4 protein-coding genes are annotated in these 14,561 nt (G+C 71.9%); 2 read left to right on the top strand and 2 right to left on the bottom strand.

Annotation, left to right across the window (positions count from 1 at the left end; genetic code table 11):
• Both HG543_RS42305 and HG543_RS54755 read right to left on the bottom strand, forming a co-directional pair.
• Positions 1-10,479, bottom strand: a 10,479-nt coding sequence (locus HG543_RS42305) for a non-ribosomal peptide synthetase (protein WP_169350623.1), incomplete at its 3' end; no start/stop codon positions are given.
• 112 nt (positions 10,480-10,591) lie between these two features.
• Positions 10,592-12,988, bottom strand: a complete 2,397-nt coding sequence (locus tag HG543_RS54755; protein WP_211194535.1) for a hypothetical protein — start codon at positions 12,986-12,988, stop codon at positions 10,592-10,594.
• A gap of 251 nt (positions 12,989-13,239) precedes the next feature.
• Between HG543_RS54755 and HG543_RS42295 the strand changes: the two genes are divergently transcribed.
• A complete protein-coding gene (locus tag HG543_RS42295; RefSeq protein ID WP_169350622.1) occupies positions 13,240-13,425 on the top strand; it encodes a Xan family putative trans-acting RiPP leader peptide in 186 nt (61 codons plus the stop codon).
• Positions 13,422-14,435, top strand: coding sequence for a Rieske 2Fe-2S domain-containing protein (locus tag HG543_RS56885; protein WP_169350621.1), 1,014 nt, complete (start codon positions 13,422-13,424; stop codon positions 14,433-14,435). The genes HG543_RS42295 and HG543_RS56885 overlap by 4 nt, the downstream gene beginning before the upstream one ends.
• The last annotated feature ends 126 nt before the right edge of the window (positions 14,436-14,561 follow it).

The raw sequence follows: 14,561 nt of genomic DNA, 5'->3' as shown, positions 1-14,561 counted from the left end.
GGTGGGCAGGGTGACTTCAGCGGAGACCGCGATGCTGGTCTCCGTGGGCCCGTAGGTGTTGACGAAACGAGTCGTCGTGAAGGCCAGCTGCTGCACGAGCGTATCGGGCAGCACCTCACCGCCGACCACCAACACCTCCAGGCTCCTGAGGGCTTCAGGTGCACCGGGCTCCTCGAACGCAGCCGCGAGGGAGGAGGGAGTGATGACGACATGCGTGACACCGTGCTGGCGGATGTCCTGGCCCAGGCCCAGGGGGCCCAGCGGCCGCAGGATGACGCGGGCTCCCCGGGTGAGGCTGAAGAACAGCTCATCCAGGTGCATGTCGAAGGAGAGGCTGCTGAAGGCGGTCCAGGTATGTCCTGGAGCGGTGGCGTACAGGGGCTCGAAGGCCGCGAAGTAGTGGACGATGTTGGAATGGGTCAGCTCCACGCCCTTGGGCTCGCCCGTGGAGCCGGAGGTGTAGAGCAGGTACGCGAGGTTGCCGGAGCGGGCGTGTCGCGGCGAAGCCAGCGCGGCCTCCGGGCGTGACTCGTCCCCGGGCTGCACCAGGGGCACATTTACTTCGACGCCCTCGAACAGCGCGGGCCGGGACACGGCCAGCACGGCTCCGGACTGGCGCAGCAGGAGGGCGCGGCGCGCGGCCGGGTGCGAGGGCTCCAGCGGCAGGCACACGGCACCACTGAGCGGGATGGCGAGCAGCGCGACGACGCAGTCGATGGAGCGCTCCAGGCACAGCCCCACCACGGTCTCGGGACCGGCGCCCAATGCGGCCAGGTGAGAGGCCAGGCGCGAGGAGCGGGCGGCGAGCTGGGAGAAGGTGAGCGAACCGTCGGAGGCCACCAGCGCCACGGCGTCCGGGGTGCGCGCGGCGGCGGCCAGGAAGAGCGAAGCGAGGGTGGCCTCGCTGTCGAACGGGTGATGCGTGTCATTGAACTCACGCACCACCCGGTGGCGCTCTTCGACGCCCAGCGGCGACAGCGAGCCCACGGGCTGCGTGGGAGACTCCAATGCGCTTTCCAGCAGGCGCACGTAGTGGCCCAGCATCCGGTGGGCGGTGGCCTCCTCGAACAGCTCGGTGTCGTACTCGAGCAGGAGCTCATGGCCGTCGCCGTCCTCGCTCACGCTGAGGCTCAGGTCGAACAGGCTGGTGCCCCTGTCGATGAGACGCGACCGAGCGGAGAGGCCGGCGAACGCGGTGGCGGCGCCCGGCTCCACGCGGTTCAGGTCGAACATGACCTGGAAGAGGGGCGCATGGCTGAGGCTGCGCTCGACCTGGAGCGCCTCGACGACGCGCTCGAAGGGGGCCTGCTGGTGCGAGAAGGCCTCCAGCGTGGTGGTCCGCATCTGGGCCAGCAGCTCCGCGAAGGACGCACGGAGGTCCACGCGGGTGCGCAGCACCACGGTGTTGATGAACAGGCCCACCACGTCCTCGGTGGCCGGGTGCGAGCGGCCAGAGACGGGCGTGCCCACGCAGACCTCGTCCTGTCCCGAGTAGCGCTGCAGCAGCACGGCGAACACGGCGTTCAGCGCCATGAACGGCGTCACCTGGTACTGCCGGCACAGAGCTATCAGTCCGCGAGCGAGCCCGGGAGGCAGCCGATACGGGCGGCTGAGCGCGCCCCGGTCTCCGCGCACCGCGGGGCGGGGCTTGTCGAGCGGCAGGAACAGCCGCGAGGGTGCGCCGTCGAGCTGGCGCTTCCAGTATTCGAGGTGGGCCTCCTCGTGGGCCCGCACGGCCGGCGTGCGCTGCCACGCGGCCACGTCCGCGGAGTCGAGCACCACGGGTGGGAGGACGGGCAGGCGGCCCTGGCTCAGGGCATTGTACGCCTGGGCCATTTCCTCCTGGAGGAGGCGCACGGAAAGGCCGTCCACGAGGACGTGGTGCAGCACCAGCAGCAGCACATGGTGCTCGGCACCCAGCCGGAAGAGGCGGAAGCGGTACAGCGGCCCCTGCTCCAGCGCGAAGGGCCGCGTGGACTCCTCCACCAGCCGGGCCCAGGGCACCGCCGTGGTGCCGTCCGCCGCCGCGGCCACCTCCTCCACATGCAGCACCTGGGAGGGGAGCGGCTCGACGCGGGGCACCGGGTGCCCCTCTTCGGAGATGAGCACCGTGCGCAGCGACGCGTGGCGCTCCAGCACCAGCCGGAGGGCCCCCTCCAGCGCGCCCACATCGAGGGCGCCACGAAGCTCCACCGCCTCGGGGATGATGTACGAGCGCAGCTCCGGCTGCAGCTGGTGGAGGAACCACAGCCGCTCCTGCGCGAAGGTGAGCAGCGCGGGCTCGTCGGCGGGGCGCGGCGTGGGCGCGGGCAGGGGAGGGATGCGAGCGAGCGCGTGCCCGGAGAGCACGCGGGCCAGCGACTCCACCGTGGGAGAAGCGAAGAGTGCCGCCAGGGGCAGCTCCACGCCGAAGGCCTGGCGCACGCGGGCCACCAACCGGGTGGCGCTCAGTGAGTGCCCTCCCAGCGCGAAGAAGTCCGCGTCGCGCGACACCCGCTCCAGGCCCAGCACCTGACCGAAGAGCAACGCGAGCAACTCCTCCTCGGGACCTCGCGGTGGCTGATGGACGTGTTCCCCGGTTTCGGAGCCGGACGGTTCCAGCCGGAGGGCGCCAAGAGCCTTGCGGTCCACCTTGCCGCTGGTGGTGGTGGGCAGCGTGTCCAGCACCTGGAAGCGCGAGGGCACCATGGCCTCGGGGAGCACCGAGGCCAGCGACCTGCGCAACGTCCCGACTTCGAGAGCGGAAGGCTCCAGCACCAGGAAGGCCACCAGCTCCATGTCCCGCGTACCCTGCCGCGCCACCACGGCGGCCTGACGCACGCCGGACAGCCGCAGCAGCGCGGCCTCGACTTCCTCCAACTCGACACGGACGCCGCGCACCTTGAGCTGGCAGTCGGTGCGGCCCAGGTAGCTGAGCGTGCCGTCCTCGCTCCAGCGCGCCCGGTCACCGGTGCGGTAGAGGCGGGCACCGGGTTCGTCGCTGAAGGGGTCCGGGATGAAGCGCTCGGCGGTCAGGTCCGCGCGGCTCCGGTAGCCTCGGCCCAGGCCGGCACCGCCGATGTACAGCTCGCCGGGCACGCCCACGGGCAGCGGCTGGAGCGACGAGTCCAGGACATAGAGCTGACTCCTGTCCAGCGGTCGGCCCAGGCTCACGGGCCGATGGGCCACGCACAGGTCCACGGCGACGGCGATGCTGGTCTCCGTGGGACCATACGCATTCACGATGCGCGTCGTCGGCGAGGCCAGCTGACGGACGAGCGTATCGGGCAGCGCCTCGCCACCCGTGACGAGGACGCGCAGGCTCCTCAGCGCCTCGAGTGCGCCGGGCTCCTCCAGGGCCGTGGCCAGCGAGGACGGCGTGATGACGAGATGGGTGATGCCGTGCTGGAGGATGTCCTGGCCCAGGCCCAGCGGCCCCACCTGCCGCAGCACCACGCGCGCACCGCGAGTCAGGCTGAAGAGCACCTCCTCCAGGTGCATGTCGAAGGTGACGCTGCTGGAGGCGGCCCAGGCCTGGCCCGGGCCGGTGGCGTAGGACGCATCGAAAGAAGCGAACGCGTGGACGAGGTTGCGGTGGGAGAGTTCCACGCCCTTGGGCTCGCCGGTGGAGCCGGAGGTGTAGAGCAGGTACGCGAGGTTGTCGGCCCCCGCGCGTCGCGGTGAAGCCAACGCGGCATCAGGGTGCGACGCGTCTTCCGGCTGCACCAGGGACACGCCCGCTTCGGCGGTCTCGAAGAGAGAAGGCCGGGACACGACCAGCACCGCCCCGGACTGGCGCAGCAGGAGCGCGCGACGCGCGGCCGGGTGTGCGGGCTCCAGCGGCAGGCACACGGCGCCACTGAGTTGGACGGCGAGCAGCGCGACGATGCTGTCGATGGAGCGCTCCAGGCACACGCCCACCACGACCTCGGGTCCGGCGCCCAGCGCGGCCAGGTGCGAGGCCAGCCGTGAAGCGCGAGCCGCGAGCTGGGAGAAGGTGAGCGAGCCCTCGGCGGTCACCAGCGCCACGGCCTCCGGCGTGCGCGCGACGGATGCGAGGAAGAGAGAGGCCACGGTGGCCTCGCTGTCGAACGGGCGCCGTGCCGGGTTGAACTCGCGCACCACCCGCTGGCGCTCCTCGGGCGCGAGCAGCGACAGCGCACCCACGGACCGCTTCGGAGCCTCCAGCGCGTCTTCCAGCAGGCGCACGTAGTGGTCCAGCATCCGGTGGACGGTGGACCCTTCGAACAGCTCGGTGTGGTAGCGGAAGTACAGCTCGAACCCGTCGCCGTGCTCGGTCACGGTGAGGACCAGGTCGAACAGGCTGGTGCCGTCATCGATGAGGAGCGACCGCGCGGTGAGTCCGGAGAAGGCGGTGGCGGCCCCGCGCTCCAGCCGGTTCAGGTCCATCAGCACCTGGAACAGCGGCGCGTGACCGAGGCTGCGCTCGACCTGGAGCGCCTCGACGACGCGCTCGAAAGGGGCCTGCTGGTGCGAGAAGGCTTCCAGCGCGGTGGTGCGCACGCGGCCCAGCAGCTCCGCGAAGGAAGCACGAGGGTCCACGCGGGTGCGCAGCACCACGGTGTTGATGAACAGACCCACCACGTCCTCGGTGGCCGGGTGCGAGCGGCCGGAGACGGGCGTGCCCACGCAGACCTCGTCCTGTCCCGAGTAGCGCTGCAGCAGCACGGCGAGCACGGCGTTCAGCGCCATGAACGGCGTCACCTGGTGCTGGCGGCACAGGGACGTCAGCACCCGCGTGAGTTCCGGCGAGAGCCGATGGCGGCGGCTGAGCGCGCCGCTGTCACTCATGACCGGCGGACGGGGCCTGTCCGTGGGAAGCGTGAGCAGGGCCGGAGCCCCCGCGAGCTGACGCTTCCAGTACTCGAGGTGGGCCTCCTCATGGGCCCGCACGGCGGGAGTGCGCTGCCACGCAGCCACGTCCGCCTGGACGAGCGACACGTGCGGCAGGGAGGGCGAGCGCCCCTGGCACAGGGCGCTGTAGGCCTGGGCCAGCTCGCGCATGAGGATGTCGAGCGAGAGGCCGTCCACCAGGATGTGGTGCAGCACCAGCAGCAGCACATGGTGCTCGGCACCGAGCCGGAAGAGGCGGAAGCGGAACAGCGGCCCCTGCTCCAGGGAGAACAGCCGCGTGGATTCCTCTCGCAGCCGCGACCAGGGCACGTCCGTGCCCGGAGCCACCTCCTCCACGTGCAGCACCTGGGAGGGGAGGGGGTGGATGCGCAGCACGGGCCGCCCCTCGTCGGAGGCGATGACGGAGCGCAGCGAGTCATGGCGCTCCAGCAGCAGCCGGAGCGCTCCTTCCAGCGCGCCCACGTCGAGCGCGCCATGCAGCTCAATGGCCTCGGGGGAGACGTAGGCACGCATCCCGGGGTGGAGCTGGTGGAGGAACCACAGCCGCTCCTGGCCGAACGTCGGCAGCAGTGGCTCACCGGCGGGCCTGGCTGTCGGAGCGGGCAGGGGAGGAACGCGGGTGAGCTGGTGCTCGGAGAGCACTCGGGCCAGCGACTCCACCGTGGGCGAGGTGAAGAGCGCGGCCAGCGGCAGCTCCACGCCGAAGGCCTGGCGCACGCGGGCCACCAGCCGGGTGGCGCTGAGCGAGTGGCCACCGAGCGCGAAGAAGTCCGCGTCGCGCGACACCCGCTCCCGGCCCAGTACCTGGCCGAAGAGCTGCGCGAGCAGTTCCTCCACGGGGCCGCGAGGAGGCTGATGGGTGGAGGCCTCCCCCTCGCTGAAGTCGGTTGCGTCCTCGAGTGGAAGCGCGGCGAGGGCCTTGCGGTCCACCTTGCCGTTGGTGGTGATGGGCAGCGTGTCCAGCACCCGGAAGCGCGAGGGCACCATGGCCTGGGGCAGCACCGCGGCCAGCGCGGAACGTACGGAGCGCACGTCGGTGGTCCCCGGCTCCAGCACGAGGAAGGCCACCAGCTCCATGTCCCGCGCGCCCTGCCGGGCGATGACGGCGGCCTGACGCACGCCAGACAGCCGCGACAGCGCGGCCTCGACTTCCTCCAGCTCCACGCGCACGCCGCGCACCTTGAGCTGGAAGTCGGTGCGGCCCAGGAAGCTGAGCGTGCCGTCCTCGTTCCAGCGCGCCCGGTCGCCCGTGCGGTAGAGGCGAGCCCCGGGCTCGTCACTGAAGGCATCCGGGATGAAGCGCTCGGCCGTCAGGTCTGGCCGGCTCCGGTAGCCCCGGCCCAGGCCGGCGCCGCCGATATACACCTCGCCGGGCACGCCCACGGGCAGCGGCTGGAGCGACGCGTCCAGGACATAGAGCTGACTCCTGTCCAGCGGCCGGCCCAGGCTCACGGGACGGTCCGCCACGTAGAGTTCCGCGGTGACGACGAGGCTCGTCTCCGCGGGGCCGTAGGCATTCACGAGGCGGGTCGTCGTCAGGGCCAGCTGACGCACGAGCGCATCGGGCAGCGCCTCGCCCGCGGTGACGATGACACGCAGGCTCCGGAGCGCCTCGGGTGCCCCGGGCTCTTCCAGGGCGGCGGCCAGCGAGGACGGCGTGATGAAGATGTGCGTGATGCCGTGCGAGAGGATGTCCTGCCCCAGGCCCAGCGGCCCCACCTGCCGCAGCACGACGCGAGCCCCCCGCGTCAGACTGAAGAACACCTCGTCGAGGTGCATGTCGAAGGTGATGCTGGTGGAGGCGGCCCAGACGTGCCCCGGGCCGGTGTCATGGGAGGCGTCGAGGGACGCGAAGGCATGGACGAGGTTGCGATGCGAGAGTTCCACGCCCTTGGGCTCGCCGGTGGAGCCGGAGGTGTAGAGCAGGTACGCGAGGTTGTCGGGCCGGGAGGCGCGAGGCGAGGCGAGCACCGCGCCGGGGCGGGAGGCATCGTCCGGCTCCACGAGGTGCGCTCCCGTGTCCACCCCCTCGAAGAAGGAGGGGCGCGAGACGACGAGGCGCGCACCCGACCGGCGCAGCAGGAGGGCGCGGCGCGCGGGCGGGTGCGAGGGCTCCAGTGGCAGGCACGCGGCCCCACTGAGCTGGACGGCGAGCGCCGCGACGATGCTGTCGGCGGAGCGCTCCAGGCACACGCCCACCACGACCTCGGGTCCGGCGCCCAGCGCGGCCAGATGCGAGGCCAGCCGTGAAGCGCGAGCCGCGAGCTGGGAGAAGGTGAGCGAGCCCTCGGCAGTCACCAGCGCCACGGCGTCCGGCGTGCGCGTGACGGACGCGAGGAAGAGGGAGGCCAGGGTGGCCTCGGTATCGAACGGGCGCTGCGTCTGATTGAACTCCCGCACCACCCGCTCGCGCTCCGCCTCCGTGAGCAGCGACAGGCCTGTGATGGGCGCCTCGGGTGATGCCAGCGCGTGGCCCAGGAGCTGGAAGAACCCGGCCAGCATCCGCTCGACGCGGGCCTCTTCGAACAGCTCGGTCCGGTACCTCATGAAGAGGTCGTAGTGCTCTCCAATCTTGTACACGGTGAGCGACAGCTCGAAGGGGCTGGCGCCGGGGTCGAGGTGCAGCGAGCGCGCGTCGAGCCAGGGGAACGCGGAAGGGAGCGGGTGCTCCAACCGGCTCATGTCGAACATGACCTGGAAGAGAGGCGAATGGCTGAGGCTGCGCTCGACCTGGAGCGCCTCGACGACGCGCTCGAAGGGGGCCTGCTGGTGCGAGAAGGCCTCCAGCGCGGTGGCGCGCACGCGGCCCAGCAGCTCCGCGAACGAGGCGCGCGTGTCCACCTGGGTGCGCAGCACCACCATGTTGATGAACAGGCCCACCACGTCCTCGGTGGCGGGGTGGGCGCGGCCGGAGACGGGCGTGCCCACGCAGAACTCGTCCTGTCCCGAGTCGCGCTGCAGCAGCACGGCGAAGGCGGCATACAGCGCCATGAACGGCGTCACCTGGTACCGCCGGCACACGGAGGCCAGCGCCCGCGTGAGCTCCGGGGAGAGCCGGTGGCGCCGCGTGCTGGCCCCCCGGTCCCCCAGGACGACAGGCCGGGGCCTGTCGGTGGGCAGCACGAGCCGCGGAGGCACCCCGGCGAGCTGCTGCTTCCAGTACGTGAGGTCCGCCTCCTCGCGAGCCCCCACCTCCGGCGAGCGCAGCCACGCCACGGCATCCGCGTAGTCGAGCCCCTGGGGAGGAAGCTCGGGCGCGCGTCCCTCGCGCAGCGCGGCCTGGGCCTCGCCCAGCTCACGGACGAGGATGTCCAGGGACATGCCGTCCATGACGATGTGGTGCAGCACCAGCAGCAGGACATGGTGCTCGGCGCCGAGCCGGTACAGCGTGAAGCGGTACAGCGGCCCCTGCTCCAGGTCGAAGGGGCGCGAGGCCTCCCGCCGCAGCGCTTCCCAGGGCAGCCCGCCCGCCGCGGTGTCCGAGCAGTCCTCCACGCGCAGCACGCGCTCCGGCACCGGATGCGGTCGTGGCACCGGGTGGCCCTCCCGGGCGGCGAGCGCCGTGCGCAGCGCGGGGTGGCGCTCCAGCAGCAGCCGCAGCGAGGCCTCCAGCGCCTCCACGTCCAGCGCCCCCCGGAGCTCCACGGCGTCCGGGAAGATGTAGGCCCGCAGGTCGGGCTGGAGCTGGTGCAGGAACCACATGCGCTCCTGCGCGGCGGAGACGAGGGCCGGCGCTCCCTCGGGCCGGCGCTCCGGGGCGGGCAGGGGCGGCACGCCGCTCCGGGCGCCCTCGGACAGCTCGCGGGCGAGGTCCGCCACCGTGTGCGCCGAGAACAGCGTGGCCAACGGCAGCTCCACGTTGAAGGCCTGCCGCACCCGGGCCACCAGCCGCGAGGCGCTCAGCGAGTGGCCTCCCAGGTCGAAGAAGCTGGCGTCGCGGGCCACCACCTCCAGGCCGAGCACGTGGCAGAAGAACTGCGCCAGCATCTCCTCGACGGGGCCGCGCGGCTCCTGGCCGGGAGCCAGCGTCCGCGGCGCGTAGGCCTGCGCCGGAAGCGGCATGGCGGCGAGCGCCTTGCGGTCCACCTTGGCGTTCGCGGTGAGCGGCAGCGACTCCAGCACCACCACCACCGACGGCACCATGAACTCGGGCAGCCGCTGCCGCAGCTCGGAGCGCAGCTCGCCCGCTTCCACGGACTGACCCGAGTCCGGCACCACGTAGGCCACGAGGCGCTTGTCGCCGGGGGACTCCTCGCGCGCCACCACCACCGCCTCGCGCACGGACGGCCGCGCGAGCAGCGCGGCCTCCACCTCGGGAAGCTCGATGCGGAACCCACGCACCTTCACCTGGGCGTCCGCGCGGCCCACGAAGTCCAGCACGCCGCCCTCGCGCCAGCGCACCAGGTCTCCCGTGCGGTACATGCGCGCGCCGGGCACGCCGCTGAACGGGTCCGGCACGAAGCGCTCCGCGGTCAGCGCGGGCTGTCCCACGTAGCCGCGGGCGAGCCCCTCACCACCGATGAACAGCTCCCCGGTGACGCCCACGCCCACCGGCTCGCCGTGCTCGTCCAGCACGTACGTCCTGAGGTTGTTGATGGGGCCGCCGATGGGCACCGTGCCCGTCACCCGCGACGCCTCTCGCGCGGTGAAGGCCGTGGCGAACACCGTCGTCTCCGTGGTGCCGTAGCAGGCGGTGACGGGCAGGTTCAGCGTCTCCACCACCCGGCGCACATGGGCGGGAGGAATGACGTCGCCGCCGGTGAGGACCTGCTGCACGCCGCGAAGGATTTCCAGGTGCTCCTCCACCACCTGGGAGAACAGGCCGGTGGTCAGCCACAGCGTCGTCACGCCGGCCTCGCGCACCACCTGGCCCAGCTCCTTCAGCGAAGGCGCCTGGGGCGGCATCACCACCAGCCGCGCGCCGTACAGCAGCGCTCCCCAGATTTCGAAAGTGGAGGCGTCGAAGGAGATGGGCGCCAGCAGCAACAGCGTCTGCTCGGGGCCGAAGCGGGCGTAGTCCACGCCGAGCTGGTTGCGCAGCACGCCCTGATGGGTGGTGCCCACGCCCTTGGGCCTGCCGGTGGAGCCGGAGGTGAAGTCCACGTAGGCCAGCGTGTCGGGCCGGGCCCGCGAGGGGGGCGCCTGCGTGGGCTCGCCGGCGAGGGAGACCTCGTCCAGCAGCACCGTCGCCAGACCCTCGGTGGGCAGCTTCGACACGGCCGCGCGCGTGGTGACGAGCACGCGGGGACGCGCGTCCTCCACCATGGCGGCGAGCCGCTCGCGCGGATAGGACGGGTCCAGCGGGACGTAGGCGCCACCGGCCTTGAGGATGGCCAGCAGGGCGACGATGAGCTCCAGCGAGCGCTCCACGGCCAGCGCCACGCAGGTGTCGGCGTCCACGCCCAGCCGGCGCAGGTGCCAGGCGAGCTGGTTCGCGCGCGCGTCCAGTTCCCGGTAGGTGAGCCGCGTGCCGCCGAACTCGACGGCGACGTGGTCCGGGAAGCGCTCCACCACCTGGGCGAAGACCTCGGGCAGGGTGGAGTCGCGGGGATAGTCGGAGGTGGTGGCGTTCCACTCCTCCAGCACCCGCCGGCGCTCGGCCTCCGTGAGTCGGGCCGGAGGCACGAGGGTGTTCCTGCTCCGGGACTGGGCTGACGGGACCGGCTCCGGCGGCGTGCGCTCACCGGGAAGGGAGGAGTCGGTGTCTTTGGGCGCGGTCATTGGGAAGGAAGAGGCGTCACAGCTTGAGGCGGAGGCTCATGCCGACGCGGAAGAGCCCCAGGTCCGTCGCGGGCAGGTTCGCCACGGAGGGGTCGGGTTGGAATCGGAACTCGCCGCCGCGCTCGCCGAAGGGCGCTTCCACGAAGCCGGCGACGATCGCCTCGTGCACCTTGAAGCCGAAGTCCAGCCGGCCGAGGAACGAGGGGTCGCTCACGTTGCCGAGCACGGTGAGCGACACGTTGGGCTCGTTGGCGCTGCGCCGGGTGACGGACAGCTGGGCCATTCCGTAGAGACGGCCGAAGTAGAGCGGCCGGTAGTCCCCCGTCGATTGGGCCCAGGTGAGCAGCTCGCGGTCGGTGCTGCCGAGCTCGTTGTAGAAGCCCTCGAGCCGCACGACGGCCCGGTAGATGTCCGCCATGCGCAGCTCGGCCGCGACACCGCCGCTGGCCTGGACCTTCGTTCCGTCCACCGGCTGCTCGGCGAAGCCGCCGCCGTCGCGCCGCCAGAGCCGGAAGTCCGAGTCGCGCAGCAACGCGACCTCGGCGTTCAGGTCGAACCGCCCGATGCCCAGCGAGTAGTCCAATCCGTAGCGGGGGCGGCGTCCCTCCAGGAAGGACGCGGTGGCGATGAGCTCGCTCGTGCCCAGCGCGACCTCGGCGCGGACCGCGCCGCCATAGCGAATCCGGGAGGGCGCGCCGTCGGGTGTGTCCTCCAGGGCGGCCGTGCCGAAGAACCACAGGTTCGAGGCCAGCGACTCGAAAGGCACGTTGACCTTCAACATGTCCACGCCCGGGCGCAGGTCGAAGACACCGAGCGGATCCGGATTGGGGGCTCGCAGGAAGTCGGTGGTGTTCCAGACGCGGGAGCTGCCCCACTTGACGTACTGGCGTCCCGCGGTGACGAACACGTGGTCGAACAGGCCGAAGTAGAGCCAGAGCTTGTCGAGCCTCGTCGCGGGCGTGGAGAGCTCCGTGTCGAGGGGGTCATAGAGCAGGCGCCCGACGACGTAGGTGCGCAGGTTCTCCTGGGGCCGGAAGTCCAGGTAGACGTCCACGAGCGCCGGGAAGTTGGGCTGCGCGGCGGTGGTCTCGTCCGACGCGCGGCGGGACAGCGCCGTCTCGGCGCGCTGGAAGTAGAAGCCTCCCAGCGTGAGCACGTCGGTGCGAGCCGCCTCGGAAGCGGTGTCCTCCGGCTCGTTCAGCGGGCGTGGCCCCGACACCGAATTGCCAGCCATCCCCGGGCCGGGGCCATCCATCGTCGCCGGCTGAAGCTCGCCCGCGCCGGGACCTTCCATCGACGCCGGCCGAAGCTCGCCCGCGCCGGGACCTTCCATCGACGCTGGCCGAAGCTCGCCTGCGCCGGGACCTTCCATCGACGCTGGCCGAAGCTCGCCTGCGCCAGAGTCATCCATCGTCGCCGGCCGAAGCTCGCCCGAACCGGAATCATCCATCGTCGCCGGTCGAAGCCCGCCCGAGCCGGGACCTTCCATCGATGCCGGTCGCAGCTCGCCGGAATCGCGAGGACTCTCCATCGACGCCGGTCGCAGCTCACCGGAATCGCGAGGACTCTCCATCGTTGCAGGTCGCAGCTCGCTGGCAACGCGTGGGTCCACCATCGTCGCCGGCCGCAGCCCACCCGCCTCCGGAGGGCGCTCCATCGTCGCCGGCCGCGGCTCGCCAGAATCGCGCGACGAGGAGGCAGCCGTCCCGCGCGCCACCACAAGGTCCGAAGCGCCCGATGAAGAAGCCGGCGCGATGCCCGAAGCGCCCGATGCGGAGGCCGGCGCAGCGGAAGCCAGCGCCGACGATGCCGGTGCGTGCGCGGGCGACTTCGTCACCGTCCCCAGGCGATCCACCCCGAGGTCTCCCGTGCCCCCGCGGGCCCGCTCCGCTCCGGCGTCCTCCATCCCCACGGGCGGTTCCACCTCGACGGTGAGGGCCCGCCGCCCGCGAGCGGGAGGCAGATACGACAGGGCCCGCACCTCGCCGCGCGCGAAGAACACCGCCAGCCCACGCGATGCGTAGTGGAAGTACGGCTCGTTGAGGGAGGAGAGCCTCACCTCGTAGCAGGGCTTGCGAGCGCCGCCCGCGCGTCGGCAGGCGGGCCCGAACATCCGCTCCACGCCGTCACGCGAGGGCGCGCGCACGGGAAACACGTCGATGCGTCGCAAGCGCCCGGACCTCGCCTCCACGAGGAAGTCCGCGCGCACGGTGCCAGCGGGAGCCTGCTCCTCGGCATAGGTGAGCACGTGCTCACCGTGCTCCGTGCGCCGCGACGTGGGCTCACCGAAGAGCCCGAGCACCTGTCTCTCCGTGCTCGTGCCGGGCCGTGCCTGCTTCCAGGACTCCGCGACCGCCACGCCTCCATGGAGGATGCACAGGACGGCCAGGGCGCGGGCGAAGAAGGCTGGCATGGGGGGCGGCAGACTCTACCGTACCGACGAGGTCGAGCAGCAGGGGGCCACCTCACCCCTTCCCGAGTAAGCCCGGACCGCGCCCGCACATCGGACAACTGGCCGTTCCACTGCCAGGTGACACATTCCGTGTCTGCGATTGCGGCCGAAACGTGACGGCATGTGTCAACCCGCCCGGATGTTTCTGGACCCAGGTTGACAGGCTCCCCTGCTTCCTCGGAGCATCGGCGCCCCCTCAGCAAGGAGCAATCATGGCGTCGGAAGAGCTGCCCTCCTCGTCCGTCACACCGGCTGTGTCCGCGGTTGCCTCCCCCCCAGCCGAGCCCGTCGCCGCCCCGGTGTCCGCCGCCGCGCCCGAGAAGCTCGACGAAATCGAGGAGATCGACTTCCTGCTCGAGGAGATCGAAAGCAAGATCGCTCCTCTCGCCCTCGCGTGAGTACCGTCTCCAGCCCGCGCCCGTACCGGGAGGCCTTCGAGTCCTTCTGGCACCCCGTCGCCTTCTCCCACGAGCTGAAGGAGCGCCCCCTCCCGTTCCAGCTCCTGGGCACGGACGGAGTCGTCTGGCGCACCGGCTCGGGTGTGGCCGCCACGCAGCGCTACTGCGCGCACCGCGGCGCGGACCTGTGTCATGGCCAGCCCTCGGCGGAAGGACTCCGCTGCGGCTTCCACGGCTGGACGTACGGCGGGGACGGGCGCTGCGTGAAGGTGCCCTCCCAGCCCAATGCCCCCATCCCCGGGAAGGCGCGGCTCGCGTCGTACGCCTGCGCCGAGCGCTACGGCCTCGTCTGGGTATGCCTCGCGTCACAGCCGGCGGCGCCGCTGCCGGAGTGGCCGGAGCTGGAGGACGGCAGCCTCGCCACCGTGCCGCTGCCGCGCCTGGACTGGGACGTGTCCGCCGGGCGCATGCTGGAAATCGTCCTCGACGTGGCGCACCTGTCGTGGGTGCACGACGGCACGTTCGGCAACCCCGAGCAGCAGGAGGTGCCCGCCTACGACGTGGAGCGGCGCCCCGGCGGGCTGCGGGCGCAAATCCAGTACCCGGCGCTCTCGCCGAGCATCGGCGGCATGGCGCCCCGGGTGGACCGGACCACGCTCACGTATGACGTGACACTGCCCTTCACCGTGCGCCTGGCCTTCAAGCCGACCCTCTTCTACACGCACACCGTGTACGCGGCGGCCTCGCCGGTGTCGGAAGAGAAGATGCAGTGCTTCTACTTCGCGTCGTACCACCCGAGGATTCGCAACTTCGGGGACATGTTCGTGAAGTCGGAGCTGGCCATCCTCGAGCAGGACCGCCGCATCGCCGAGGGCCAGCGCCCCAAGGCGCACCCGCTGGACTTCGCGGGCGAGGTCCACGTGAGGGCGGACCGCCTGCCCATCGAATACCGCCGCGCCGTGGCGGCCCTCCGTCTGGGCCAGCCCATGGACGCGCCCGACACGGAGTGAGGGAAGGCACGTGCCTCCAGAACGAGCGAAGGTCGCTTCCGCGGCCGTGGCGCTGCTGCTCGCGGGCGCCGCGTGCCGTCAGCGCGAGGAGACTCCGAAGGCCGCCCCCGCGCCCGCCCCCGTGGC

Origin of the sequence: Pyxidicoccus fallax, assembly GCF_012933655.1 — a bacterium.
GTDB lineage: Bacteria > Myxococcota > Myxococcia > Myxococcales > Myxococcaceae > Myxococcus > Myxococcus fallax.
This window is presented reverse-complemented; position numbering and strand designations above follow the sequence as displayed.

Coding starts and splice junctions, on each gene's coding strand:
- HG543_RS42295 (WP_169350622.1), top strand. CDS start 13,240: ATGGCGTCGGAAGAGCTGCCCTCCTCGTCCGTCACACCGGCTGTGTCC.
- HG543_RS54755 (WP_211194535.1), bottom strand. CDS start 12,988: ATGCCAGCCTTCTTCGCCCGCGCCCTGGCCGTCCTGTGCATCCTCCAT.